We start from the raw sequence: 25,375 nt of genomic DNA, 5'->3' as shown, positions 1-25,375 counted from the left end.
GGTAGCATGGCGGAGCACGGGGATCGAAGGGGGACGACGATGACGGCATCACTGCCGAAGGGCGGCGTGCTCGACGCGGGTGAACTCGCGCGTCGGCTCAACCTGCTGCTCGACTTCGAGGAGTCGCAGCGCGGTGCCCCCGTGTCCTTCGCCGAGATCGAGCAGTACGTCGACGCGCGCGGCGGGTCGCTCTCCCGGGCGAAGTGGACCTACATGGTGTCCGGGGACGGCCGACGCAACAGCGACACCCAGCTGCTCCGACTGCTGGCCGGCTTCTTCGAGGTCGACGACGCCTTCCTGCTCGAGGACAGCGACCTGCCCGAACGCATCGGCGCGCAGCTCGCCCTCGTCCGGTCGATCCGGTCGGCACGGGTCAGTGGCTTCGCGGCGCGGACGTTCCCTGGGGAACTCTCCCCGGACGCCCTCCGGCGCATCGCCGAGGTCATCGAGCAGGAGTCACGTCGCGGCGGTGCCGCATGAGCGACCCCCGCGTCCTCGAACGCTTCTGGGAGATGGGTGCCGACGCGGGCTGGACGGGGATCGAGGACGCCGTCGCCGCTGCCGAGCAGCTCGTCGGCAAGCCGATCCGGGTCCGTGAAGAGTCGTTCCTCGCCGACGAGCCGGTGTGCGGCTTCGTGGCGACCCTCGAGCACCAGCACCTGGTGATGATCTCGCCGACGCCGTCCCCGACGTTCCGCGCGTTCGTGATCGGGCACGAACTCGGCCACGTCCTGCACGGGCACCAGGAGTCCGCTCCCCAGGCTGCGGCGATCCGCGCGCTGATCCCGGACCTGCCGCAGTACAAGGTCGAGCGGGCACTGGCCCGGGGCCTGTTCGAGAACGAGTACGAACGGCAGGCGGAGCTCTTCGCGGACCGTCTCGCGCAGCTCATCCGGGGTCACCGCGAGCGTCCCAGCGCGTTCCGCGGGGTCTTCGGGTGATCCTCGCGCTGGTCCAGGCGGTCCTGCTGGTCGTCGGCACGGTCGTGCTGGCGTTCCTGCAGCGCGGCCAGGACCGGACGCTGACCATGACGTTCCTGCTGTTCTCGGCGACGATCGTGGCCGGCGTCGGTCCGCTGTACCGCGCCGTGGACCCGTTGCTCGGTGGTCGGAACGTCCTGACGCTCGTCTGTGACGTGCTCATGGTCCTGGGGACCAGCACGCTGCTCTGGGGTGTCGCGAAGGCCGTCGGGGCAGCGCGCACCTGGATGCGGAACGTCGTCGTCGGCTCGTGCTCGGTCGTCCTCGTGCTGATCGTCCTGGCCTTCGCCACGCTCGACCCGGTCCCGACGACCACCACCTTCATGCTCGCGGTCGGACACCAGCCGACGGCGGCCGTGTACTCGATCGCGCAGACGACCTACCTCGGCCTGGCGCTCGGTGCGACGGGCGTCATCTGCGTCCTGCGCGTCCGGGAGGCCCGCACCGGCCTCGACCGCGTCGGACTCTGGGTGCTCGTGGCCGGCGGGGTGTTCGGTGCCGTCCGGATGGTCGTCGTCGCCGTGATGGACCTGGCGCACGTCGCCGGCCGGATCGACGTCACGCACGCACTGAGCCTGCCGTACGACGTCACGACCCCCGGAGCCGTCCTGCTCGTCGCCTCCGGCATGCTCCTGCTCGTCGTCGGTCACCGGGTCGGGCAGGGCCGGCGGAGCGCCGCCCTGTCGCGGGCCCTTCGGCGCCTCGAACCCGTCCACGCGCGGCTCGGCACCGACAACGAGTACCCCGACTCGGACGACCCGGCGACCCGGTTGAGCCGCTTGATCGTCGAGGTGAACGACGGCGCACGTCGCAGCCGCCGACCGCTCGACGCCGCGGACCGAGCGGCCCTCGCCGAGGCTGAAGCGGTCCTCGCGACCGCCTGAACGGAGCCCGCGCGCGAGCGCGTGCACGGCTCGGGACCGGGCCCGGAACCGGGCACTGAACCCGGCCCGGAACCCGTCCCGGACCCGTCCCGGTGGACATCCGGGGCGGATCCGTCGCGGCCCGTCGGGGCCGGCACGCCCCTCGTGTAGGCTCTGTAGCACGTGCTACACCTGGTGTGGTCGCGGGTCTCGGCCGGTCGTGGGGGGCGGCCGAGGCCCGGACGTACAATCGTCGGGTGCTCGTCTTCGCCGCAGTGGTCCTGTTCATCGGTGCCGTCTTCAACGTGATCGCCTGGCCGCGCTTCTTCCAGCGCGTCGCGAAGGACACCCGTGCCCGCGACGCCGCCGGCCGTCCGACGACGTTCTGGCGCGTGCACTTCATCCTGATGCTCATCGGGCTCGCGATCGCCGCCGCCTCGGTCGTGGCCGCGGTGCTGCTGCTCGTCTGACGACGGCACCGCACCCAGATCTGACGGACGGGAGGCCCGTGGCGGCACCGCCACGGGCCTCCCGTCCGTCAACCGCACCGGTGGACCCGTGCCGCCGGGGCACGAGGCCAGCCGCGCTCCGAGGCCGCCGGCACGAGGCCGCCGGCACGAGGACAGCCGCGCTACGACGCCGCCGGCATCGGCGCGCCGAGCGCCGAGCGCAGCGCCATGTCCGCGAGCGACTCGTCCGCGGGGGAGAGCAGGACACGCCAGACGTCCGCCAGCGTGACGAACTCGACGCACACCGCGTCGAAGTCGCACTCCTCGATCCGCCAGCCCAGGACGGCCTCCATCGGCACGGGCAGCAGCGTCTCGCGCTCGTAGCTGGTCTCGGCCGTCACGCGGTCGCGGAACACGCGGACCCGGCAGAGCGCACCACGCCAGGTGTGCTGCAGGTCGAGCGTCGGGAGAACAGGAGAGTCCGGCACCCGCTGATCGTACCCGCGGGTGCCGGACTCGGTCGACCCCGTCGGGGCCGGGCGGTTCCTGAGTGGACAGGGGTCAGGCGGTGCCGTCGTCCCCGTCGCGTCGGCGGACCTGGGCAGCCGGGTCGCGGCCGTTCACCGGGTAGGGCCCGGTGACGCCCTGCCGCAGCGAGGCGATGCGCAGGATGCGGTCACGCTGCAGGAACCAGCCGACGATGAGCAGCGGGATGACGATCACGAGCGACGCGATCGTGTAGGTCCCGATCGGGTAGTCGATCGCCATGAGCACGATCACCGCGGCGAGGAAGGCCAGCGTCAGCCAGGCCGTGACCGGAGCGCCCGGCAGCCGGAACGTCGGTTCCTTCGCGAGCCCCTGCTTTGCCCACTGCCGCAGTTTCATCTGACAGAGGATGATCGTGCCCCACGCGGTGATGATGCCGAGGCTCGCGATGTTCAGGGCGATCTCGAACGCCTGCCCGGGGACGAAGTAGTTCAGCGCGACGCCGGCGACGGTGAACGCGGCGGTCAGCAGGATGCCGGCGTACGGCACCCCGCCCTTCGACATCTTCGTGGTCCACTTCGGCGCGGAGCCGTTCATGCCCATCGAGTGCAGCGCACGCCCGGTCGAGTAGAGCCCGGCGTTCAGCGAGGACAGTGCGGCGGTGAGCACGACGAAGTTCATGATCGACCCGACGATGACGCCGACGTGCGGGTTGCCGAGCGACGAGAAGAACGTCACGAACGGGCTCTCGCCCTTCTTGTACGCCGTGTAGGGCAGCAGGATCGAGAGCAGCACGATCGAGCCGACGTAGAACACCGCGATGCGGAAGACGACGGAGTTGATGGCGCGGGGGATGACCTTCTCGGTGTCCTGCGTCTCACCGGACGCGGTGCCGACGAGCTCGATCGCGGCGTAGGCGAACACGACGCCCTGGATGACGAGGACGGCCGGCAGGACGCCGTTCGGCAGGATGCCGCCGTTGTCGCCCCAGATCGAGAAGCCGGTGCGGACCGCTTCGCCGCCGGTCTCCACCGGGAACGCGAAGACCAGCCAGATGATCGCGACCACGAGGAACGCGACCAGGGCGGCGACCTTGATGAGTGCGAACCAGAACTCGAGCTCGCCGAACACCTTCACCGCGACCATGTTCGCCGCCAGGACGACGACCAGGGCGATGAGTGCGAGCAGCCACTGCGGTGCGGCGGTGAACGCCGACCAGTACTTCAGGTAGACCGCGACGGCCGTGGTGTCCACGATCGACGTCATCGCCCAGTTGAGGAAGTACATCCAGCCGGCGGCGTAGGCGAACTTCTCGCCGTAGAACTCCCGCGCGTACGAGATGAACGAGCCCGAGGACGGCCGGTGCAGCACGAGTTCGCCGAGTGCCCGGAGGATGAAGAAGGCGAACACGCCCGCGATCAGGTAGGTGATCGCGAGTGCTGGTCCGGCGTTGTGCAACCGTTCCCCGGCGCCGAGGAAGAGCCCCGTGCCGATGGCGCCACCGATGGCGATCATCTGCAGCTGGCGGGGCTTCAACCCGTGCTGGTAGCCCTCTTGCTCGTGCGAGAAGTCGTTCGCCGGAGCGCGGTCCACGCCCGTGTCGTTCTTCGCTGTCATGGCGAGAACGCTACCGCTGGACGCACGTCGGGGGCACGCTGCGACACCATGGGGGGATGGACATCCTCCTCAGACTGCTCGTCGCGATCGGGTTCGCGCTGCTCCTCACGGCGGTGGCGGCCCTGGTCCTGCACCTGGTGTTCCGCGCCCTCGGTCGGCGTGAACGCTGGGCGCTCGCGCTCTCCCGGCGGACGAAACACCCGACCCGCAGCACCCTGCTCGTCGCCCTGCTCTGGACGGCGTTCACGACGAGCGTGCCGAACGACCTCGACCGGTTCCCGTGGCGCGACGACGTCTCGCACGTCTTCCTCATCGTGATGATCGGCGTCGGTTGCTGGCTGGCGTGCGAGCTGGCGATCTTCCTCGAGAGCCTCGGCCTGCACCGGTACCGGGTCGACGTCCCGGACAACCGTGTCGCCCGTCGGGTGCGCACGCAGGTGCTCATCATCCGCCGGCTGACGGTGGCCGTCCTCGTCATCATCGCCGTCGGCGCGATCCTGCTCACCTTCCCCGGGGTGGAGGCCGCGGGCGCCAGCGTCCTCGCCAGCGCCGGTCTGCTGTCGGTGATCGCCGGTCTCGCCGCGCAGTCGATGCTCGGCAACGTCTTCGCGGGCATGCAGCTCGCCTTCTCCGGGTCGATCCGCGTCGACGACGTGGTGGTGGTCGAGGCGCAGTGGGGACGGATCGAGGAGATCACCCTCACGTACGTCGTGGTGCACCTGTGGGACGACCGACGGTTCGTGCTGCCGTCGACGTACTTCACGAGCACGCCGTTCGAGAACTGGACGCGGACGAGCAGTGAGCTCCTCGGTGCCGTCGAGTTCGACCTGGACTGGCGGGTCAGCCCGTCCGACATGCGCGAGGAACTCGACCGGATCCTCGCGACGAGCACGATCTGGGACGGCCGCACCAAGGTCCTGCAGGTCACAGACGCGGTCGGTGGGTTCGTCCGGGTGCGCATCCTCGTCACCGCCCCCGACGCCGGCGGGCTCTTCGACCTGCGCTGCTACGTCCGCGAGGAGATGGTCGAGTGGGTGCAGCGCCACCACCCCGACGCGCTCCCGCTGCAGCGCGTGCAGCTCACGGAGCCGACCCGCACGCCGCCGACCAAGCGCAGTGCTCGGAACGAGTCGGACTCGCAGCTCTTCGGCGAGGGCGACGAACGCTCCGCCCTCTTCACCGGGCCGATCCAGACGTCCGGCATCCACGCCGACGAGGTCCCGCCCGATCCCCGAGCCCGGTAGGCACGCCGACCCGTGCCGCAGACGGACGGGAGGCCCGGTACCAGCTGGTACCGGGCCTCCCGTCCCCGTCCGTGGTCGCGTCGCGACCACGGTGGGGGACTAGCGCTGCTTCGACTTCACCGCACGGTCGTCCTCGACGACCGTCCCGACCGCCACGATCGTCGTCGCGAGCCAGGCCACCCAGGTCAGGGCGAGCCGCCAGTCGCGCGGTCCGCGCCTGGACGTCTGCAGCACGCTGTAGCCGCTGATGAGCGAGCCCCACACCGCACCACTGAACATGAACTTCCGCACGGGTTCCTCCTCTTGGTCGTCCTCGCCACGTTACCGGGCGCTACATTGGAGCGCCGCCGGGCGCACAGGGACCTCCGGCAACGAACGAGGAGCCACATCGTGCGCCAAGCAGTCATCGGAGCCGTCCTGCTCGCCGTCGGGGCGGTGTGCGTCGCCCTCGGCCTGTTGCCGCTGCCGGAACTCGGGGCCCTCGCCGCCCGCGTGCTGCCGGTCCTGGGCTTCGTCCTCGGCCTGACCATCGTCTCCGAACTCGCCGCGGACGCCGGCGTCTTCGACCGGCTGGCCGACGTCGCCGCCCGGGTCGGTGGCGGCCGGACCATCGGGCTGTGGGGCGCGGTCGTCGTCCTCGCCGTGGTGTGCACGGTCTTCCTGTCGATCGACACCACCGCGGTGCTGCTCACCCCGATCGTCATCACGCTCGCGCGCCGGGTGGGGTTGCCACCGATGCCGTTCGCGCTGACCACCGTGTGGCTCGCGAACACCGCGTCCCTGCTGCTGCCGGTGTCGAACCTCACGAACCTGCTCGCCGTCGACAAGATCGGGCTCGACGGGCCGCTGCCGTTCGCCGGCCTGATGGTGTGGGCCGCCCTCGCCGGGGTCGTCGTGCCGTGCGCGGTGCTGCTCGTCGTGTTCCGCCGGTCGCTCTTCGGCCGGTACACGCCGGTCGGGCTGCGGAAGGCGTCCGACCCGGTGTTCTTCTGGGCGGCGTCCGCGGTGCTCGTGGCCCTCGTCGTCGCGCTGACCGCCGGGGTCGAGGTCTGGGTGGCCGCGGTCGCCGCCGCGGTCCTGCTCGTCGTCGTCGCCGCGTTCCGGGCGCCGTCCGAGCTCAAGCCGTCCCGGGTGCCGTGGTCGACGCTCGTCTTCGCCGCCGGGCTCTTCGTCGTCGTCGAGACCCTGCACGCCACCGGCGTCACCGACCCGATCGTGCACGCCCTCGGTGGCGGCACGGGCAGCGGCTCCCTGCTGCTCCTCGGCGGTGCGGGCGCGGTCGCCGCGAACGCGATCGACAACCTGCCCGCCTACCTGGTGCTCGAGCCGGCGGCGGGGCACGAGGCCCTGCGGTACGCGGCGCTGCTCGTCGGCGTCAACGCGGGCTGCCTGATCACTCCGTGGGCCTCGCTCGCGACGCTGCTGTGGCACGCGCGACTGACGGCCGAGGGCATCCACCTGTCGTGGGGTCGCTACATCGCGCTCGGCTGCATCGTGGCGCCGCTCACCGTCGTCGCCGGCGTGTTCGCGCTCGCGATCTGATCCCGGCCGGGCCGGGCCTCACAGCCCCCGGGCCGGGCTGGTGCTCACAGCCAGTCGCGGTGCTTGAACGACCGGTAGAGCAGCAGCGACGACGCCACGGTGAGCGCGATCGACGCCCACAGCCCGCTCCAGGCCCCCTCACCGGGGAACTCCACGTTCTGCCCGAAGAAGCTCGTGATGCCGGTCGGGATCGCGATGATCGCCGCCCAGCTCGTCACCTTCTTCATCACGGTGTTCTGCCGGTTCGACGCCAGGTTGAGGTTCGTGTCGAGGACGCTCGACACCGCGTCCCGCTGCTGGTCGACCGAGTCGGCGATCGACACCAGGTGGTCCTCGACGTCCCGGAAGTACGGACGGACACCGTCGATGATCGTCTCGGCGTCGCCGTGCAGCAGTGAACCGACGCTGTCCCGGGTCGGCACGACCAGCCGGCGGAGCACCCCGAGCGCCTTGCGCAGGCGGAACGAGCGGCGCTGGATCTGCTGCTCGCGCGGGTCGCCGGTCTCGAACAGGTCGTCCTCGAGCGCGTCGATGTCCCGCTCGATGGTCTCGAGGACGCTCGTGGCGTGGTCGACCACCGCGTCGAGCAGTCCCCAGAGCAACCAGGGCACGCCGTGGTCGGCCAGGTCGCTGTTCGCGTCCCACCGGCGCTGGACGGCCGCGGTGTCGAAGTCGGCGCCGTGGATCGTGACGAGGGCGTGCTTCGTGACGAAGGCCTTCACCTCGTGGGTGACGATCGCGCCGTCCTCCCCCGGACCGTGGGCGTCGTAGACCACCAGGAACAGGCTGTCCCGGTACCGGTCGAGCTTCGGCCGCTGCCCGCTCTCCACCGCGTCCTCCACTGCGAGGACGTGGATGCCGAGTTCTTCCTGGACCTGTTCGAGGTCCGAGGCCTGCGGATCGGTGAAGTCGATCCAGACGAAGGCACCGTCGCGGGCGACGAGGTCCGAGACCTGCTCCACGGGGAAGTCCCGCTCCGCCGACGAACCGTCCTGCCAGCAGCGCGTGCTCACCATGGGGCGAGCCTAGTGACGGTGCGCTGCGTGCCGGACCCGGCCCCGGGCCTCCCGGTCGGGCACGGGTGAACGTCCCCTCAGCCCGGCCACCCGCGCGCTGGTAGTTTCGGTGCCGACGCCCCGGCAGGCCGCCGGGCAGGAACGGAGCACCCGCCACCCATGCCCGCAGACCGCACCGACAGCACGCGCTACGCCTTCGTCGTCGCCTCCAACCGCCTCCCCGTGGACCGCGTCGTCGAGGACGACGGAACCGAGGGCTGGCGGCACTCGCCGGGCGGCCTCGTCACCGCACTCGAGCCGGTGATGCGGGCGAACGACGGAGCCTGGGTCGGATGGGTCGGGCAGCCGGACGTCACCGTCGAGCCGTTCGACAACGAGGGCATCCACATCGTCCCGGTGCCGCTCAGCGCCGACGACGTGCAGGAGTACTACGAGGGCTTCAGCAACGACACGCTCTGGCCGCTGTACCACGACGTCATCGAGCACCCGAGCTACCACCGTGACTGGTGGAACGCCTACAAGCGCGTGAACCAGCGCTTCGCGGAGCAGATCGCCGAGATCGTCGAGCAGGACGGCATCGTCTGGGTGCAGGACTACCAGCTGCAGCTCGTGCCGGCGCTGCTCCGTGCGCTCCGTCCCGACCTGACCATCGGCTTCTTCAACCACATCCCGTTCCCGCCGGTCGGCATCTACGCGCAGCTGCCGTGGCGCGCCCAGATCCTCGACGGCCTGCTCGGCGCCGACGTGATCGGGTTCCAGCGCCAGGACGACGCCAGCGACTTCCTCCGCGCGGTCCGGCACATCAAGGGCTACACGACCAAGGGCTCCACGGTGGACGTGCCCGTCGACGACCCGAAGGCGCCGCGCAGCCGCAAGGGCATCACGGTCCGCCACGTCGAGGCCCGCCATTTCCCGATCTCGATCGACGCCGAGAGCTTCGAGGAGATCGCCCGCCGGCCCGAGGTGCAGCAGCGCGCCAAGGAGATCCGTGACGGTCTGGGCAACCCGAAGACCGTCCTGCTCGGTGTCGACCGACTCGACTACACCAAGGGGATCCGGCACCGCATCAAGGCGTTCGGTGAACTGGTGGAGGACGGCCGCCTTGCGGTGGAGGATGCCGCGCTCATCCAGGTCGCCAGCCCGAGCCGCGAACGGGTCGACACGTACCGGATGCTCCGCGACGAGATCGAGCTCAGCGTCGGTCGCATCAACGGCGACCTCGGCGTGATCGGCCACCAGCCGATCTCGTACCTGCACCACGGGTACCCGAGAGAAGAGATGGTCGCGCTGTACCTGGCGGCCGACATCATGCTCGTCACCGCCCTCCGCGACGGCATGAACCTCGTCGCGAAGGAGTACGTCGCCTCCCGCCACGACAACGACGGCGTCCTGATCCTGTCCGAGTTCGCCGGTGCCGCCGACGAGCTCAAGCAGGCCGTGATCGTCAACCCGCACGACATCGGGGCGCTCAAGGACTCGATCCAGCGCGCCATCGAGATGCCGCGCCGCGAGCGCTCGACCCGGATGCGTGCGCTCCGCAAGCGCGTGAAGGACAACGACGTGGCCCGGTGGTCGCGCTCGTTCCTCGAAGCCCTGGACCGGCACGCCCCGAAGGGCGCCCAGATCGACCCGGAATCGGTCGAACAGGGCGAGCCGCACCGCGAGGCCCAGACCGACGGCACGTCGATCTTCGACCAGGACGCGCAGAAGGCGCGCGCCGCCGAGGACACCCGGGAGGACCGTGATGCCTGACCAGACGACGGACAGCGGTCTCGTGCCGGCTCTCGAGACGCTCGCGGCTGCGCCGCGACTGCTCGTGGCGCTCGACTTCGACGGCACGCTCGCGCCCTTCGCCGACGACCCGTCCCAGGTCGGCGCGCTGCCCGGCAGTTGGGCGGCGGTCCTGACCCTGCAGCGGGCCCGCGACACCGAGGTCGTGCTCGTCTCCGGGCGACCGCTCGGCAGTCTGGCCGCGGTGTCGCACGCGCCCGAGGGCATGGCGCTGATCGGCTCGCACGGCGTCGAGTGGCGGGTCGACGGCCACGACGAGGACGCCCTCACGCCGGAGGAGACGGCCCGGGTGGCCCGCATCGGTGCGGCGCTCGACGAGGTCGGTGCCCGGCACCCGGGTGTCGTCATCGAGCACAAGCCCGCCGGCCACGGCGTGCACACCCGACGGGTCAGTGCCGACGAGGCGGCGGCCACGAACGCCGAGGCCAGCCGGGCGGCGCACGACGCCGACGCCGACGTGCTCGAGCGCGGTGGCAAGGACATCCTCGAGTTCGCCGTGCGCCACGTCACGAAGGGCGACGCGATCGAGCGACTGCGTGCCCTCCGCGGTGCGGACGCGGTGTTCTTCGCGGGTGACGACGTCACGGACGAGGACGCCTTCCGGGTGCTCCACGACGGCGACGTCGGCGTGAAGGTGGGGGAGGGCGAGACCCTGGCCGCCCACCGGGTCGCCGACCCGGCGGCCCTGACCGACGTCCTGAAGCAGCTGGCGCGGGCGCGGGCGACCCGCTGACCCGGCCACGGGCCTCCCGTCGGGCCCGTCCGCGGGCCCTCCGCTCGGCCTGACCCGCAAGAAACCGGTGTTCGTCGGATGCGCCGCGTGATCGCGCGGTGTGATCGACGAACACCGGTGTCTTGGAGGACCATCAGGCAGAACAGCATGCGGACGCATGGTGTTGCGCCATTGGTATCCCAAACGGTCCTAGACTCTGGACATGCCTGACATCGACGTGAAGCCGCGCAGCAGGGTCGTCACCGACGGGATCGAAGCAACCACTTCGCGTGGCATGCTGCGGGCCGTCGGGATGGGCGACGAGGACTGGGAGAAGCCGCAGATCGGCATCGCCTCGTCCTGGAACGAGATCACCCCCTGCAACCTGTCCCTCGACCGGCTCGCCCAGGGCGCCAAGGAAGGCGTGCACGGCGGCGGCGGCTACCCGCTGCAGTTCGGCACCATCTCGGTGTCCGACGGCATCTCGATGGGCCACGAGGGCATGCACTTCTCCCTCGTCTCGCGCGAGGTCATCGCGGACAGCGTCGAGACGGTCGTCAACGCCGAGCGCCTCGACGGCACTGTCCTGCTCGCCGGCTGCGACAAGTCGCTCCCCGGCATGCTGATGGCCGCCGCGCGCCTCGACCTGGCGAGCGTCTTCCTGTACGCGGGCTCGGTCATGCCGGGCTACGTGAAGCAGGCCGACGGCTCGATGAAGGAAGTCACGATCATCGACTCCTTCGAGGGCGTCGGCGCCTGCAAGGCCGGCACCATGAGCGAGGCCGAGCTCAAGAAGATCGAGTGTGCGATCGTCCCCGGCGAAGGCGCCTGTGGCGGGATGTACACCGCGAACACCATGGCGAGCCTGGCCGAGGCGCTGGGCATGTCGCTGCCCGGGTCCGCCGCGCCGCCCAGCGCCGACCGTCGGCGCGATTACTACGCGCACCGGTCCGGCGAAGCCGTCGTGAACATGCTCCGCCTGGGCCTGACCGCCCGCGACGTCCTGACCCGCGAGGCGTTCGAGAACGCGATCACCGTGCTCATGGCGCTCGGTGGCTCGACGAACGCGGTGCTGCACCTGCTCGCGATCGCGCACGAGGCCGAGGTCGAACTGTCCCTCGACGACTTCAACCGCATCGGCTCGAAGGTCCCGCACCTGGCCGACATGAAGCCCTTCGGACGCTTCGTGATGAAGGACATCGACCAGCAGGGTGGCATCCCGGTGGTCATGAAGGCGCTGCTCGACGCGGGCCTGCTGCACGGCGAGTGCATGACCGTCACCGGCAAGACCGTCGCCGAGAACCTGGCCGAGATCGACCCGCCGGAGCTCGACGGCGAGGTCTTCCGGAAGATCGACAACCCGATCCACGCGACCGGTGGCCTGACGATCCTGCAGGGCTCGTTCGCTCCCGAGGGCGCCGTCGTGAAGACCGCCGGCTTCGACGCCGACGTGTTCGAGGGCCCGGCCCGGGTGTTCGACCGCGAACGCGCCGCGATGGACGCCCTCACCGAGGGACGCATCCAGAAGGGCGACGTCATCGTCATCCGCTACGAGGGCCCCAAGGGCGGCCCGGGCATGCGCGAGATGCTCGCCATCACCGCAGCCATCAAGGGCGCGGGCCTCGGCAAGGATGTACTACTCTTGACCGACGGTCGATTCTCAGGCGGCACAACCGGCCTCTGCATCGGCCACATCGCACCGGAAGCCGTGGACGCAGGTCCAGTGGCGTTCGTGCGCGATGGCGACCGCATCCGTGTCGACATCCCCGCTCGCTCGCTCGACCTACTGGTCGACCCCGCCGAGTTGGAAGCCCGCCGTGACGGCTGGGCCCCGCTGCCCCCGCGCTACACCCGCGGAGTCCTCGCGAAGTACGCCAAGCTCGTCCAGTCCGCTGCCCTCGGCGCGGTCACGGGCTGACGTCGACACCCGCACCATCGCCATCCCTCCAGGCAAGGAACCCTTCATGCCCACGGAAGCCACACCGCGCTCCGCTGCCGGAGCCCGTCGATCGCCCGAGGTCCTGACCGGCTCGGGCGCCGTGCTCCGCACGCTCGAGCACCTCGGGATCACCGACGTCTTCGGTCTGCCCGGCGGCGCGATCATCCCGTTCTACGACGAGCTCATGGCGTCGACGACGATCCGCCACATCCTGGTCCGTCACGAGCAGGGCGCCGGTCACGCCGCCGAGGGCTACGCGTCCTCGTCCGGCAAGGTCGGTGTCGCGATCGCCACGTCCGGTCCCGGTGCGACGAACCTCGTCACCGCCATCGCCGACGCCTACATGGACTCGGTGCCGTTCATCGCGATCACCGGCCAGGTGTTCTCGACGCTGATGGGCACCGACGCGTTCCAGGAAGCCGACATCGTCGGCATCACGATGCCGATCACGAAGCACTCCTTCCTGGTCACGAAGCCCGAGGACGTCCCGGCGACCCTCGCGGCGGCGCACCTCATCGCGACGACCGGACGACCCGGCCCGGTGCTGGTGGACATCACGAAGGACGCACAGCAGAAGTCGGCGCCCTACATCTGGCCGCCGAAGCTCGACCTGCCGGGCTACCGCCCGGTGACGAAGGCGCACGGCAAGCAGATCACCGCGGCGGCGCAGCTCCTGGCCGAGTCGTCGCGCCCGGTGCTCTACGTCGGCGGCGGCGTGATCCGCTCCGGTGCCTCCGCCGAGCTCCTGGCGTTCGCCGAGGCCACCGGCGCCCCGGTCGTCACGACGCTGATGGCCCGCGGGGCCTTCCCCGACTCGCACGCGCAGCACCTCGGCATGCCCGGCATGCACGGCACGGTGCCCGCGGTCCTCGGGCTGCAGGAGAGCGACCTCATCATCGCGCTCGGCGCCCGCTTCGACGACCGCGTGACCGGCAAGGTCGACGACTTCGCCCCGGACGCCAAGGTCGTGCACGTCGACATCGACCCGGCCGAGATCTCGAAGATCCGCTACGCCGACGTGCCGATCGTCGGCGACGCCAAAGAGGTGCTCGTCGACCTGGTGGCGGCGTGGGCCGACGTGCCGGTCGACCAGCGGGCCTCCACGGCCGACTGGTGGGCGCACCTCAACCAGCTGCTCGAGGACTTCCCACTCGGGTACACCGAGCCGACCGACGGGCTGCTCGCCCCGCAGGCGATCATCAAGCGCATCGGCGAGATGACCGGACCCGAGGGCGTCTTCGCCTCGGGTGTCGGCCAGCACCAGATGTGGTCGGCGCAGTTCATCCAGTACGAGCGCCCGAACGCCTGGCTCAACTCCGGCGGTGCCGGCACGATGGGCTACTCGGTCCCGGCCGCGATGGGTGCAAAGGTCGCGCAGCCCGACCGCGTCGTCTGGGCGATCGACGGTGACGGCTGCTTCCAGATGACCAACCAGGAACTCGCGACCTGCGTCATCAACGACATCCCGATCAAGGTCGCGATCATCAACAACTCGTCGCTCGGCATGGTGCGGCAGTGGCAGACGCTGTTCTACGACGGCCGCCACTCGTTCACCGACCTGCAGACCGGCCACGGCACCCGGCGGGTCCCGGACTTCGTGAAGCTCGCCGACGCGTACGGTGCGCTCGGGATCCGGGTCGAGAAGCCGGAGGAGGTCGACGCGGCGATCCAGCTCGCGCTCGACACCAACGACCGCCCGGTGGTCATCGACTTCGTGGTCAGCCGCGACTCGATGGTCTGGCCGATGGTCCCGCAGGGGATCGGCAACTCGTCCATCCAGTACGCCCGCGACCTCGCCCCGACGTGGGACGACGAGGACGCCGACATGACGGGGGAGCCCGCATGAGCCACGTCCTGTCCCTCCTGGTCGAGGACAAGCCGGGTCTGCTGACCCGTGTCGCCGGGCTCTTCGCCCGTCGCGGCTTCAACATCGAGTCCCTGGCCGTCGGCAACACCGAGGTGGACGGCCTGAGCCGCATCACCGTGGTGGTCGACGTCGAGGACCTCCCGCTCGAGCAGGTGACGAAGCAGCTCAACAAGCTCGTCAACGTCATCAAGATCGTGGAGCTCGACTTCCCCCAGTCGGTGCAGCGCGAACACATGCTCGTCAAGGTGCGGGTCGACAACCAGACCCGGTCCGCGGTGCTCGACGCCGTGACGCTCTTCCGGGCGCAGGTCGTCGACGTCGCCACCGACTCGCTCGTCGTCGAGGTGACCGGTGATCCCGGCAAGATCCAGGCGATCCTGCGTGTGCTCGAGCCCTACGGCATCAAGGAGCTGGCGCGCGCCGGGCTCCTGGGCATGGGCCGTGGACCGAAGAGCATCACCGACCGGGTGCGCTGAGCACCGGTCGCCCCAGACACCCCACAACCAAGGAGACCACGCACCGTGACTGACATCGTGTACGACGCTGACGCCGACCTGAGCCTCATCCAGGGCAAGAAGGTCGCCGTCATCGGCTACGGCTCGCAGGGCCACGCCCACGCCCTGAACCTCCGCGACTCCGGCGTCGAGGTCAAGATCGGCCTCAAGGAGGGCTCGAAGAGCCGCCAGAAGGCCGAAGAGGCCGGCTTCGAGGTCCACACGCCCGCCGAGGCCACCAAGTGGGCCGACGTCGTCGTCATCCTCGCGCCGGACCAGGTCCAGCGCATCGTCTACAAGGACGACATCGCCCCGAACCTCAAGCAGGGCGCGACCCTCGTCTTCGGCCACGGCTTCAACATCCGCTTCGGCTACATCGAGGCCCCCGAGGGTGTCGACGTGTCGCTCGTCGCCCCGAAGGGCCCGGGCCACACGGTCCGTCGCGAGTACGAAGCCGGCCGTGGCGTCCCCGTCATCGTCGCGGTCGAGGTCGACGCCTCCGGCAGCGCGTGGGACCTCGCCTGGTCGTACTCGAAGGCCATCGGCGGTCTCCGCTCCGGCGGCATCAAGACGACCTTCACCGAGGAGACCGAGACCGACCTGTTCGGTGAGCAGGCCGTCCTCTGCGGTGGTACCTCGCAGCTCATCCAGTACGGCTTCGAGACCCTGGTCGAGGCCGGCTACCAGCCGCAGATCGCCTACTTCGAGGTCCTGCACGAGCTCAAGCTCATCGTCGACCTGATCTGGGAGGGCGGCCTCACCAAGCAGCGCTGGTCGATCTCCGACACAGCCGAGTTCGGCGACTACGTCTCCGGCCCGCGCGTGATCTCGCCCGAGGTCAAGGAGAACATGAAGGCCGTCCTCGCGGACATCCAGAACGGTGCCTTCGCGAAGCGCTTCATCGAGGACCAGGACGCCGGCGCGCCGGAGTTCACCGCCCTCCGCGAGAAGGGCGAGGGTCACCCGGTCGAGGCGACCGGCCGTGAGCTCCGCAAGCTCTTCGCGTGGAAGCAGGGCGACTCGGACTACGTCGACGGTTCGGCCGCGCGGTAGTCTGCCTGAGACAAGCTCGACCCGCGAGGCGGCGGTGCACTGCACCGCCGCCTCTCGACGTGACCCGGACACCATGCAGCAGCTCCTCCACCACACGGACGTCTCCCGACGGCGTCCGCGCAGCGCGGCGACGCGCGTCGTCGTCGACCCCACCGGCCCGTCCACGGGGTGGCGTGGGTGCACCGATCGTCGTGGGATGATCGTCTGATGGCGGTGACGAGACGAGCGGTCCACATCGGCGCCGGCAAGATCGGGCGCGGGTTCGTGGGCCAGTTCCTCGTGTCGAGCGGCTACGACCTCACCTTCGTCGACGTCGACGAGCGCGTGGTCTCGGCCCTGAACGAAGCCGGGCGCTTCGTGGTGCACGAGGTCGGCGAGATGCCGGTCGAGCACCTGGTCTCCGGGTTCCGTGCGCTGAACAGCAAGACCGACCGAGAACGCGTCGTGCAGGCGATCGCCGACGCCGACGTCGTCACCACGGCGGTCGGGGCGCGCACCCTGCCCCTCGTGGCCCCGCTCATCGCTGAGGGGCTCGCGGCACGCCCGCTGGACCGCGGCGACGTCACGATCGTCGCCTGCGAGAACGCGTTCAACGCCACGGACTCCCTGCACGCCAGCATCCGCCGGGCGCCGATCCTCGAGGACCGCGACATCGCCGCGGTGTTCGCGAACTGTGCGATCGACCGCATCGTCCCGGACCAGTCCGGGGTGCTCGGGCAGTCCGGCGGTCTCGACGTCGTCCTCGAGCCCTTCTACGAGTGGGTCATCGAACGCACGCCGTTCGCCGGGACCGGCTCCGAGCCTCCCGTCATCGACGGCGTGACCTGGGTCGACGACCTGCAGCCGTTCGTCGAGCGCAAGCTCTACACCGTGAACACGGCCCACGGGGCGGCCGCCTACCACGGGTGGGTCCGGGGGATCCGGCTCATCCGGGAGGCCCTCCAGGACCCCGACGTGCGGGCGGAGGTCGACGGGGTGCTCGCGGAGACCACCGCGCTGCTCGTCGCGAAGCACGGGTTCGACCCGGCGGAACACGCCCGGTACGTCGCGGCGAACCTCACCCGCATCGCCAACCCCCTGCTGCCCGACACGACCCGTCGGGTCGGTCGCAACCCGCTCCGGAAGCTCGGCCGTCGCGAACGGTTCATCGGCCCCGCCGCGCAGCTCGCCGAACGCGGTCTGCCCGTCGACCACCTGATCGGCGCCGTCCGGGTCGCACTCGAGTTCGACGACCAGGACGACCCGGAGTCGATCGAGCTGCACGCTCTGCTGCGCTCCGGGGCCACCGCGCACGCCCTCACCGAGATCCTGACCGGGCTCATGGAGGGACACCCGCTGTTCCCGGCCGTCCGTGACGTCGTCGCCGGGGTGCTCGAGACCCAGCCCGCCCAGGCATGAGCCACGACCCTCGTAGGATCGACGGCATGACCGAGACCCGCGAACCGGACGACGACGCCGCCCTGTCGTGGGGCGACGCGGACGACGCGACCCACGTCGACGCCGCCCACAACCCGATCGCCGTCAAGGAACGCGACACCCGCGACCCCGACGCGCCCGAGACGTCCGGTGCCCTGATCGGGTTCGGGGTCTTCGGCGGGCTGTACCTGCTCTACACGGTCGCCTGGCTGCTCACCGCCTCGACGAGCTACCTGATGACGACCGACGCGGTCCTGTCCGGGTTCGTCACGCTGCTCCGCTTCCTGGCGATCGTCGCGCCGGCGCTCTGGTTCGCCGTCGTGATCTGGGTCGCCCGGACGCGCTCCACCCGCACCCGGCTGCTCTGGATGCTGCTCGGCGCGGTGGTGCTCTTCCCGTGGCCGTTCCTGTTGACGCGGAGCTTCGGGTGACCGCCGTCGAGCGTCCCGCCACCGGCGCCACTTCCGCGCGGTCGCTGGTCGGGCGCATCGTCGTCTGGGTGGTCTTCGCGGTGCTGTTCGCCTACATGACGGCGCAGAGCGTCGGCAACCTCGTGGTGATCACGGACAAGCTGCAGAAGTTCAACGAGTTCGTCGGCTCGGCCGGTGGCGCGTCGCTGAAGCGCCCGGTGCCGTGGGTGTGGCTGGTCCTCGACGTGGTGGTCCCGCCGCTCGCGTACGCCGTCGGCGTGTGGGTGACCCGCCGGTCCACGGCCGTCGTGACCGTCGCGGTGCTCGTCGTGGCCTTCGCCGGTGCGGGGGCACTCTGGCTCACGCTGCAGCTCTACGTGCCGAGCCTCGTCGACCTCTGACCTGCCTCCCGGCGTCGTAACCGGGTCCGGCCGTCGATAGGGTGGTGGTACACCACCCGTCTCGTGTGAGGAACAGCAGTCGTGTCGAAGCCGGTCGTCTTGATCGCCGAAGAACTCTCGCCCGCCACCGTCGACGCCCTCGGGCCCGACTTCGAGATCAGGAACGTGGACGGCACCGACCGTCCAGCCCTGCTCGCCGCGCTGTCCGACGCGCACGCGATCCTGGTGCGCTCCGCCACCAAGGTCGACGCGGAGGCGATCGCCGCGGCTCCCGAGCTCAAGGTCATCGCCCGCGCCGGCGTCGGCCTCGACAACGTCGACATCAAGGCGGCGACGACCGCCGGCGTGATGGTCGTCAACGCGCCGACGTCGAACATCATCTCGGCGGCCGAGCTGACCGTGGGCCACATCCTGTCGCTCGCGCGGCACATCCCGGCGGCGCACGCGTCGCTCGCGGCCGGCGCCTGGAAGCGGTCGTCCTACACCGGCGTCGAGCTCTACGAGAAGACGGTCGGCATCATCGGCCTCGGCCGCATCGGCGCCCTGATCACCCAGCGCCTGCAGGCGTTCGGCGTCTCGGTCATCGCGTACGACCCCTACGTCACGTCGGCGCGTGCCCAGCAGCTCGGCGTCGAGCTCGTCTCGCTCGAGGACCTGCTCCGCCGCGCGGACTTCACGACGATCCACATGCCGAAGACGCCCGAGACGGTCGGCATGATCTCCGACGACCAGTTCGCGCTGATGAAGCCGACCGCCTTCGTGGTGAACGTCGCGCGCGGTGGCCTGATCGACGAGGACGCGCTGCACCGTGCGCTCACCTCGAACACCATCGCCGGTGCCGGCCTCGACGTCTTCGTGTCGGAGCCGCCGAAGGACTCGCCGCTCGTGTCGCTGCCGAACGTGGTCGTGACCCCGCACCTCGGTGCCTCCACCGACGAAGCGCAGGAGAAGGCCGGCGTCGCGGTCGCGAAGTCGGTGCGGCTGGCCCTCGGCGGCGAACTCGTCCCGGACGCGGTCAACGTCGCCGGCGGCGTCATCGACCCCTACGTCCGCCCCGGCATCCCGCTCGTCGAGAAGCTCGGCCAGGTCTTCACGGCGATGGCGACCTCGCCCGTCACGAGCATCGACGTCGAGGTACACGGCGAGCTCGCGGCGTACGACGTCAGCGTGCTCAAGCTCGCCGCGCTGAAGGGCGTCTTCACCGACGTCGTCAGTGACCAGGTCTCCTACGTCAACGCCCCGCTCATCGCGGAGCAGCGCGGTGTCACCGTCCGGCTCATCACGGACGCCGACAGCCCGGAGTACCGCAACCTCCTCACCATCCGCGGGGCACAGTCGGACGGCCCGGCGATCAGCGTCTCCGGCACCCTCACCGGCCCGAAGCAGGTGGAGAAGCTCGTCGAGATCAACGGCTACGACGTCGAGGTCGCGCTCGACAAGCACCACGTCGTGATGGCCTACACGGACCGTCCGGGCATCGTCGCGGTGTACGGCAAGGAGTTCGGCGAGGCGGGCATCAACATCGCCGCCATGCAGATCGCCCGCCAGTCGGCCGGTGGCGAAGCGCTCAGCGTGCTGACCGTCGACTCGCCGGTGCCGGACGACGTCCTCGAGCACGTCCGTTCCACGATCGACGCGGCCTCGCTGCGTGAGATCGACATCACGCTCTAGGAGACCCCCATGTCGCAGACGCTCAAGTTGGCGGTCATCCGTGGCGACGGCATCGGCCCCGAGGTCGTCGACGAAGCGCTGAAGGTCCTGCACGCGGTGGCCGACGGCGAGCTCGACGTGCAGGAGACCCCGTTCTCGCTGGGGGCCGAGCGCTTCCTTGCGACCGGCGACGTCCTCACCGAGGACGACATGGCCGCCCTGGCCGAGCACGACGCGATCCTGCTCGGCGCCGTCGGTGGTGACCCCCGCGACCCGCGGCTGGCCGGTGGCGTCATCGAGCGCGGCCTGCTGCTGAAGCTCCGGTTCGCGTTCGACCACTACGTGAACCTGCGACCGACGAAGGTGCACGCGGCGGTCGGGTCACCGCTGTCCGACCCGGGCGAGGTCGACTTCGTCGTCGTCCGTGAGGGCACCGAGGGCCCGTACGTCGGCAACGGCGGCGCGATCCGGGTCGACACCCCGCACGAGATCGCCACCGAGGTCTCGATCAACACCGCCCACGGTGTCGAGCGGGTCGTCCGGTACGCGTTCGACCTGGCGATGCGACGCCCCCGGAAGCACCTGACCCTCGTGCACAAGACCAACGTGCTGGTCCACGCCGGTTCGCTCTGGCAGCGCACGGTCGCCGCGGTCGCCGTCGAGTACCCGGACGTGACGGTCGACTACCAGCACGTCGACGCCGTGACGATCCACATGGTGCGCGAGCCGTCCCGCTTCGACGTCATCGTCACCGACAACCTGTTCGGCGACATCATCACCGACCTGGCCGGCGCGATCAGCGGCGGCATCGGTCTCGCGGCCTCGGGCAACCTGAACCCGGACGCCACCTTCCCCAGCATGTTCGAGCCGGTCCACGGGTCCGCGCCGGACATCGCCGGCCAGCAGCTGGCCGACCCGACCGCCGCGGTCCTCTCCGTCGCCCTGCTGCTCGACCACGTCGGTCGCGCGGACCTGGCGGCAGCGGTGACCCGGGCGGTGGAGGCCGACCTCGCCGACCGGGGCACCACCCGACGGTCGACCGCCGAGATCGGCGACGCCATCGCCGGGGCCGCGGTCGCCGCACGCAACACCACGGCCTGACAGGAGTCACCCGCATGAGCGACAGCACCACCGAGACCACCGACACCTTCGCCCTCGACTTCTCGACGACGCCGTCCCCGGAGCGCCGCGCAGCCGCCGAGCGCGAGGAGATCCTCGCCGACCCGGGCTTCGGCAAGCACTTCACCGACCACATGGCCTCGGTCGAGTGGACGATCGACGACGGCTGGCACGACGCCTCGGTCCACCCGTACGGGCCGCTCTCCCTCGACCCGAGCGCCAGTGTCCTGCACTACGCGCAGGAGATCTTCGAGGGCATGAAGGCCTACCGGCACGCCGACGGATCGATCTGGTCCTTCCGCCCGGACGCCAACGCCCGTCGGTTCGCCCGGTCGGCACGCCGTCTGGCGCTGCCGGAGCTGCCCGAGTCGGTGTTCGTCGAGTCGATCCGGCAGCTCGTCACCGCGGACCAGGACTGGGTGCCGTCCGCTCCGGAGACCAGCCTGTACCTCCGTCCCTTCATGATCGCGACCGAGGCCTTCCTCGGGGTCCGCGCCGCCCACGCCGTGCAGTACCACTGCATCGCGAGCCCGGCCGGGGCGTACTTCACCTCGGGGCCGAAGCCGGTGTCGATCTGGCTCTCGACGCAGTACGCCCGGGCTGCCCGCGGCGGCACCGGTGCTGCGAAGACCGGCGGCAACTACGCGGCGTCCCTGCTCCCGCAGCAGGAGGCGTACGAGCACGGCTGCCAGCAGGTGATGTTCCTGGACTCCGAGAAGGGCGAGTACCTCGAGGAACTCGGCGGGATGAACGTCGTCCTGGTCCGCTCGGACGGCACGCTCGTGACCCCGGACTCGGACTCGATCCTCGAGGGCATCACGCGCGACTCGATCCTGCAGCTGGCGCTCGACCGGGGCCTCCGGGTGGAGCGTCGTGCGGTGTCCCTCGCCGAGTGGCGTGACGGTGTCGCCGACGGCTCGATCACCGAGGCGTTCGCCTGTGGGACCGCCGCCGTGGTGACGCCGATCGCCGAACTGCGTGGCGACGGCTTCACGATCGGTTCGCCGACCACCGGTGCCGGCGAACTGACGATGTCCCTGCGCGAAGAGCTCACCGACATCCAGTACGGCCGCCGGCCCGACCCGCACGGGTGGATGGTCCGGCTCACGGACCCGACGCCGAGTGCTGAGTAGGGTCGACCCGTGAAGATCGCACGGTTCAGCACCGAGGGGGAGGACCCCCGTTACGGCATCCTCGACGAGCGCGCACTGGTGGTGCTCGCCGGAGACCCGATGTACCAGGGCTTCGAGACGACGGGGGAGCGGGTGTCCCTCAAGGACGCGAAGCTGCTCGCCCCCGTCATCCCGCGGTCGAAGGTCATCGGGGTCGGCCTCAACTACGCCGAGCACGTCTCGGAGATGGAAGAGCACACCGCGGACGACCCGGTGGTGTTCCTCAAGCCGAACACCTCGGTCATCGGACCGGAGGACCCGATCCGGCTGCCGGCGGACATCGGTCGGGTGGACCACGAGGGTGAGCTCGCCATCGTGATCGGCTCGCTCGCGAAGAACGTGGCGAAGGAGGACTTCGCCAGCGTGATCCTCGGCTACACGATCGCGAACGACGTGACCGCCCGTGACCTGCAGGCCCGCGACGGCCAGTGGGCGCGCGCGAAGGGGTTCGACACCTTCTGCCCGCTCGGTCCGGTCATCGAGACCGAGATCGACCCGTCGGACATCCGCATCGAGACCCGTGTCGACGGCGACCTCCGTCAGGCGGCCTCGACGAACGAGATGGTGCACGACATCCCGACGCTCATCGAGTTCATCTCGTCGATCTGGACGTTGCTGCCCGGTGACGTCATCCTCACCGGCACCCCCGCAGGCGTCGGCGCGATCCGTGACGGCGAGGTGGTGGAGGTCACGATCTCCGGCATCGGTTCACTGCGCAACCCGGTGATCGCCCGCCACTGACCGGCGCGCTCCCCACCGTCGACTCCCGACCTGGAGGCCCGGCACCCCTCGGGTGTCGGGCCTCCGTCCGTTCCGGGGCTGGTCCCGACGGGGGAGCGGAGCCGCGGCCGGGCGGCGACACGCCCGGGTGAGACACCCGGTTGGCAGGCCCTCGGACCGTGTGTAAAGTAATCACTCGTTGCCGCTGAGGCGGAACGGAACGGCCGAGACGGTCACCGGGTGCACAACCCGGGGGATGCAGTCCGGACGGGGTCCGCCTCCAGCAACCAGCCCATCGATCAGATGTCGACTTCGTGTCGGTCATCCGGTGGGTTCGAGAACGACAGCCTCTCTGGCGAGACACCGTTTCGGTGTTGAGTGGGGAGTGCGTCTGGTCCTTGAGAACTCAACAGCGTGCACATTGTCAATGCCAATTTTATTGACCTCGTGCCCGGTCGGCTTCGGTTGACTGGGTCATGAAGCAATTCCTTTTGGATTGAAGATTGTCAGTAGACAGTCAACAGTCAAGATCAACTCGCTGACACTTTTAGTGTTGGTTGTAATTTTTTACGGAGAGTTTGATCCTGGCTCAGGACGAACGCTGGCGGCGTGCTTAACACATGCAAGTCGAACGATGATCAGGAGCTTGCTCCTGTGATTAGTGGCGAACGGGTGAGTAACACGTGAGTAACCTGCCCCTGACTCTGGGATAAGCGTTGGAAACGACGTCTAATACTGGATATGATCACTGGTCGCATGGCCTGGTGGTGGAAAGATTTTTTGGTTGGGGATGGACTCGCGGCCTATCAGCTTGTTGGTGAGGTAATGGCTCACCAAGGCGACGACGGGTAGCCGGCCTGAGAGGGTGACCGGCCACACTGGGACTGAGACACGGCCCAGACTCCTACGGGAGGCAGCAGTGGGGAATATTGCACAATGGGCGAAAGCCTGATGCAGCAACGCCGCGTGAGGGATGACGGCCTTCGGGTTGTAAACCTCTTTTAGTAGGGAAGAAGGGAGCTTCGGTTCTTGACGGTACCTGCAGAAAAAGCACCGGCTAACTACGTGCCAGCAGCCGCGGTAATACGTAGGGTGCAAGCGTTGTCCGGAATTATTGGGCGTAAAGAGCTCGTAGGCGGTTTGTCGCGTCTGCTGTGAAATCCCGAGGCTCAACCTCGGGCTTGCAGTGGGTACGGGCAGACTAGAGTGCGGTAGGGGAGATTGGAATTCCTGGTGTAGCGGTGGAATGCGCAGATATCAGGAGGAACACCGATGGCGAAGGCAGATCTCTGGGCCGTAACTGACGCTGAGGAGCGAAAGCATGGGGAGCGAACAGGATTAGATACCCTGGTAGTCCATGCCGTAAACGTTGGGCGCTAGATGTAGGGACCTTTCCACGGTTTCTGTGTCGTAGCTAACGCATTAAGCGCCCCGCCTGGGGAGTACGGCCGCAAGGCTAAAACTCAAAGGAATTGACGGGGGCCCGCACAAGCGGCGGAGCATGCGGATTAATTCGATGCAACGCGAAGAACCTTACCAAGGCTTGACATACACCGGAAACGGCCAGAGATGGTCGCCCCCTTGTGGTCGGTGTACAGGTGGTGCATGGTTGTCGTCAGCTCGTGTCGTGAGATGTTGGGTTAAGTCCCGCAACGAGCGCAACCCTCGTTCTATGTTGCCAGCGGGTTATGCCGGGGACTCATAGGAGACTGCCGGGGTCAACTCGGAGGAAGGTGGGGATGACGTCAAATCATCATGCCCCTTATGTCTTGGGCTTCACGCATGCTACAATGGCCGGTACAAAGGGCTGCGATACCGTAAGGTGGAGCGAATCCCAAAAAGCCGGTCTCAGTTCGGATTGAGGTCTGCAACTCGACCTCATGAAGTCGGAGTCGCTAGTAATCGCAGATCAGCAACGCTGCGGTGAATACGTTCCCGGGCCTTGTACACACCGCCCGTCAAGTCATGAAAGTCGGTAACACCCGAAGCCGGTGGCCTAACCCTTGTGGAAGGAGCCGTCGAAGGTGGGATCGGTGATTAGGACTAAGTCGTAACAAGGTAGCCGTACCGGAAGGTGCGGCTGGATCACCTCCTTTCTAAGGAGCATCTGGTCAGTGCTGTTCACCGTCATGGTGAGTGGTGGCTGGTCCAGGCGCCCGATTCGGACCGAACGTGTCCGACGGGTAGCTCATGGGTGGAACATTGACAGTGCAGTCGGGAGCGCGTCTTCCGGTCTCAGTACGTTCCTCATCGTCGGTCTTGTGCCGGTGTTGGGGGGTTGGAACGGGTCGGGGGTGAGCGGGTTGGCTGGTGCACGTTGTTGGGTCCTGAGGGACCAGGCTTCCTGCTGTGGGTGGTGTCCGTGATGGATGCTCATCCGTGGTGGGGGTTGGGCCTTGAGGGTCCTTCGTTGGGCCACATGAGGTCACACCGT

General features: G+C 69.2%; 23 protein-coding genes and 1 rRNA gene. 20 read left to right on the top strand and 4 right to left on the bottom strand.

All coding sequences use genetic code 11. The annotated features are described in order from the left end of the window. Positions 1 to 39 precede the first annotated feature (39 nt). The 4 genes from DEI97_RS10850 to DEI97_RS10835 all read left to right on the top strand — a co-directional run bounded on the left by DEI97_RS10850 (position 40) and on the right by DEI97_RS10835 (position 2,313). A complete protein-coding gene (locus DEI97_RS10850) occupies positions 40 to 480 on the top strand; it encodes a hypothetical protein (RefSeq protein ID WP_111076330.1) in 441 nt (146 codons plus the stop codon). Beyond that, a complete protein-coding gene (locus tag DEI97_RS10845; protein WP_111076329.1) occupies positions 477 to 941 on the top strand; it encodes an ImmA/IrrE family metallo-endopeptidase in 465 nt (154 codons plus the stop codon). Before DEI97_RS10850 ends, DEI97_RS10845 begins: the two co-directional genes overlap by 4 nt. Then, positions 938 to 1,864, top strand: a complete 927-nt coding sequence (locus DEI97_RS10840; protein WP_111076328.1) for a hypothetical protein — start codon at positions 938 to 940, stop codon at positions 1,862 to 1,864. The genes DEI97_RS10845 and DEI97_RS10840 overlap by 4 nt, the downstream gene beginning before the upstream one ends. 236 nt (positions 1,865 to 2,100) lie before the next feature. Then, positions 2,101 to 2,313: an SCO4848 family membrane protein gene (locus DEI97_RS10835; protein WP_111076340.1), complete on the top strand. Its 213-nt coding sequence runs from the start codon at positions 2,101 to 2,103 to the stop codon at positions 2,311 to 2,313. A gap of 161 nt (positions 2,314 to 2,474) precedes the next feature. On the opposite strand, the gene DEI97_RS10830 is transcribed toward DEI97_RS10835, so the two are convergent. Continuing rightward, positions 2,475 to 2,780, bottom strand: a complete 306-nt coding sequence (locus tag DEI97_RS10830; protein WP_111076327.1) for a hypothetical protein — start codon at positions 2,778 to 2,780, stop codon at positions 2,475 to 2,477. A 73-nt stretch (positions 2,781 to 2,853) separates the two neighbouring features. Continuing rightward, on the bottom strand, positions 2,854 to 4,395 hold the full coding sequence (locus tag DEI97_RS10825; RefSeq protein WP_111076326.1) for an amino acid permease: 1,542 nt from the start codon (positions 4,393 to 4,395) through the stop codon (positions 2,854 to 2,856). A 56-nt stretch (positions 4,396 to 4,451) separates the two neighbouring features. Between DEI97_RS10825 and DEI97_RS10820 the strand changes: the two genes are divergently transcribed. Further along, on the top strand, positions 4,452 to 5,639 hold the full coding sequence (locus tag DEI97_RS10820; RefSeq protein ID WP_111076325.1) for a mechanosensitive ion channel family protein: 1,188 nt from the start codon (positions 4,452 to 4,454) through the stop codon (positions 5,637 to 5,639). A gap of 99 nt (positions 5,640 to 5,738) precedes the next feature. On the opposite strand, the gene DEI97_RS10815 is transcribed toward DEI97_RS10820, so the two are convergent. Next, the gene (locus DEI97_RS10815) at positions 5,739 to 5,930 is read right to left on the bottom strand and encodes a hypothetical protein (RefSeq protein ID WP_110904698.1); all 192 of its coding nucleotides are present in this window, start codon (positions 5,928 to 5,930) and stop codon (positions 5,739 to 5,741) included. A 99-nt stretch (positions 5,931 to 6,029) separates the two neighbouring features. Here DEI97_RS10815 and DEI97_RS10810 point away from each other — a divergent pair, with 99 nt between their 5' ends. After that, positions 6,030 to 7,181 carry an SLC13 family permease gene (locus DEI97_RS10810; protein WP_111076324.1) on the top strand — a complete coding sequence of 384 codons (1,152 nt, stop codon included), beginning with the start codon at positions 6,030 to 6,032 and terminating at the stop codon, positions 7,179 to 7,181. Positions 7,182 to 7,225: 44 nt separating this feature from the next. On the opposite strand, the gene DEI97_RS10805 is transcribed toward DEI97_RS10810, so the two are convergent. Then, complete coding sequence (locus DEI97_RS10805; RefSeq protein ID WP_111076323.1) at positions 7,226 to 8,197, bottom strand: magnesium transporter CorA family protein; 972 nt, start codon at positions 8,195 to 8,197, stop codon at positions 7,226 to 7,228. Between the two features lie 159 nt (positions 8,198 to 8,356). Between DEI97_RS10805 and otsA the strand changes: the two genes are divergently transcribed. The 14 genes from otsA to DEI97_RS10735 all read left to right on the top strand — a co-directional run bounded on the left by otsA (position 8,357) and on the right by DEI97_RS10735 (position 25,037). Continuing rightward, positions 8,357 to 9,949, top strand: coding sequence for an alpha,alpha-trehalose-phosphate synthase (UDP-forming) (gene otsA / locus DEI97_RS10800; RefSeq protein ID WP_111076322.1), 1,593 nt, complete (start codon positions 8,357 to 8,359; stop codon positions 9,947 to 9,949). Continuing rightward, a complete protein-coding gene (gene otsB, locus DEI97_RS10795; RefSeq protein WP_111076321.1) occupies positions 9,942 to 10,721 on the top strand; it encodes a trehalose-phosphatase in 780 nt (259 codons plus the stop codon). Before otsA ends, otsB begins: the two co-directional genes overlap by 8 nt. A gap of 202 nt (positions 10,722 to 10,923) precedes the next feature. Further along, positions 10,924 to 12,618: a dihydroxy-acid dehydratase gene (ilvD, locus tag DEI97_RS10790; protein ID WP_111076320.1), complete on the top strand. Its 1,695-nt coding sequence runs from the start codon at positions 10,924 to 10,926 to the stop codon at positions 12,616 to 12,618. A gap of 46 nt (positions 12,619 to 12,664) precedes the next feature. Next, positions 12,665 to 14,485 carry an acetolactate synthase large subunit gene (locus DEI97_RS10785; RefSeq protein WP_111076319.1) on the top strand — a complete coding sequence of 607 codons (1,821 nt, stop codon included), beginning with the start codon at positions 12,665 to 12,667 and terminating at the stop codon, positions 14,483 to 14,485. Then, a complete protein-coding gene (ilvN, locus tag DEI97_RS10780) occupies positions 14,482 to 14,982 on the top strand; it encodes an acetolactate synthase small subunit (protein ID WP_110904691.1) in 501 nt (166 codons plus the stop codon). The genes DEI97_RS10785 and ilvN overlap by 4 nt, the downstream gene beginning before the upstream one ends. A gap of 45 nt (positions 14,983 to 15,027) precedes the next feature. Further along, positions 15,028 to 16,053 (top strand): ketol-acid reductoisomerase, encoded by a 1,026-nt coding sequence (gene ilvC, locus DEI97_RS10775; protein ID WP_111076318.1) that lies wholly within the window; start codon positions 15,028 to 15,030, stop codon positions 16,051 to 16,053. Positions 16,054 to 16,260: 207 nt separating this feature from the next. After that, a complete protein-coding gene (locus tag DEI97_RS10770) occupies positions 16,261 to 17,451 on the top strand; it encodes a mannitol-1-phosphate 5-dehydrogenase (protein ID WP_111076317.1) in 1,191 nt (396 codons plus the stop codon). A 26-nt stretch (positions 17,452 to 17,477) separates the two neighbouring features. Then, a complete protein-coding gene (locus tag DEI97_RS10765; protein ID WP_111076316.1) occupies positions 17,478 to 17,900 on the top strand; it encodes a hypothetical protein in 423 nt (140 codons plus the stop codon). Beyond that, the gene (locus DEI97_RS10760) at positions 17,897 to 18,280 is read left to right on the top strand and encodes a hypothetical protein (protein WP_111076315.1); all 384 of its coding nucleotides are present in this window, start codon (positions 17,897 to 17,899) and stop codon (positions 18,278 to 18,280) included. The genes DEI97_RS10765 and DEI97_RS10760 overlap by 4 nt, the downstream gene beginning before the upstream one ends. A gap of 81 nt (positions 18,281 to 18,361) precedes the next feature. Then, positions 18,362 to 19,951, top strand: a complete 1,590-nt coding sequence (gene serA, locus DEI97_RS10755; RefSeq protein WP_111076314.1) for a phosphoglycerate dehydrogenase — start codon at positions 18,362 to 18,364, stop codon at positions 19,949 to 19,951. A 9-nt stretch (positions 19,952 to 19,960) separates the two neighbouring features. Continuing rightward, positions 19,961 to 21,031, top strand: coding sequence for a 3-isopropylmalate dehydrogenase (locus DEI97_RS10750; RefSeq protein WP_111076313.1), 1,071 nt, complete (start codon positions 19,961 to 19,963; stop codon positions 21,029 to 21,031). Positions 21,032 to 21,045: 14 nt separating this feature from the next. Further along, the gene (locus tag DEI97_RS10745; protein ID WP_111076312.1) at positions 21,046 to 22,182 is read left to right on the top strand and encodes a branched-chain amino acid aminotransferase; all 1,137 of its coding nucleotides are present in this window, start codon (positions 21,046 to 21,048) and stop codon (positions 22,180 to 22,182) included. A gap of 9 nt (positions 22,183 to 22,191) precedes the next feature. Continuing rightward, positions 22,192 to 22,962: a fumarylacetoacetate hydrolase family protein gene (locus DEI97_RS10740; RefSeq protein ID WP_111076311.1), complete on the top strand. Its 771-nt coding sequence runs from the start codon at positions 22,192 to 22,194 to the stop codon at positions 22,960 to 22,962. Between the two features lie 545 nt (positions 22,963 to 23,507). Further along, positions 23,508 to 25,037 (top strand): 16S ribosomal RNA (locus DEI97_RS10735). Positions 25,038 to 25,375 lie beyond the last annotated feature (338 nt).

This window comes from Curtobacterium sp. MCLR17_032 (genome assembly GCF_003234795.2).
Classification (GTDB): domain Bacteria; phylum Actinomycetota; class Actinomycetes; order Actinomycetales; family Microbacteriaceae; genus Curtobacterium.
This window is presented reverse-complemented; position numbering and strand designations above follow the sequence as displayed.

Coding starts and splice junctions, on each gene's coding strand:
- DEI97_RS10850 (WP_111076330.1), top strand. CDS start 40: ATGACGGCATCACTGCCGAAGGGCGGCGTGCTCGACGCGGGTGAACTC.
- DEI97_RS10845 (WP_111076329.1), top strand. CDS start 477: ATGAGCGACCCCCGCGTCCTCGAACGCTTCTGGGAGATGGGTGCCGAC.
- DEI97_RS10825 (WP_111076326.1), bottom strand. CDS start 4,395: ATGACAGCGAAGAACGACACGGGCGTGGACCGCGCTCCGGCGAACGAC.
- DEI97_RS10820 (WP_111076325.1), top strand. CDS start 4,452: ATGGACATCCTCCTCAGACTGCTCGTCGCGATCGGGTTCGCGCTGCTC.
- DEI97_RS10805 (WP_111076323.1), bottom strand. CDS start 8,197: ATGGTGAGCACGCGCTGCTGGCAGGACGGTTCGTCGGCGGAGCGGGAC.
- otsA (WP_111076322.1), top strand. CDS start 8,357: ATGCCCGCAGACCGCACCGACAGCACGCGCTACGCCTTCGTCGTCGCC.
- otsB (WP_111076321.1), top strand. CDS start 9,942: ATGCCTGACCAGACGACGGACAGCGGTCTCGTGCCGGCTCTCGAGACG.
- ilvD (WP_111076320.1), top strand. CDS start 10,924: ATGCCTGACATCGACGTGAAGCCGCGCAGCAGGGTCGTCACCGACGGG.
- DEI97_RS10785 (WP_111076319.1), top strand. CDS start 12,665: ATGCCCACGGAAGCCACACCGCGCTCCGCTGCCGGAGCCCGTCGATCG.
- ilvN (WP_110904691.1), top strand. CDS start 14,482: ATGAGCCACGTCCTGTCCCTCCTGGTCGAGGACAAGCCGGGTCTGCTG.
- DEI97_RS10770 (WP_111076317.1), top strand. CDS start 16,261: ATGGCGGTGACGAGACGAGCGGTCCACATCGGCGCCGGCAAGATCGGG.
- DEI97_RS10765 (WP_111076316.1), top strand. CDS start 17,478: ATGACCGAGACCCGCGAACCGGACGACGACGCCGCCCTGTCGTGGGGC.
- DEI97_RS10750 (WP_111076313.1), top strand. CDS start 19,961: ATGTCGCAGACGCTCAAGTTGGCGGTCATCCGTGGCGACGGCATCGGC.
- DEI97_RS10745 (WP_111076312.1), top strand. CDS start 21,046: ATGAGCGACAGCACCACCGAGACCACCGACACCTTCGCCCTCGACTTC.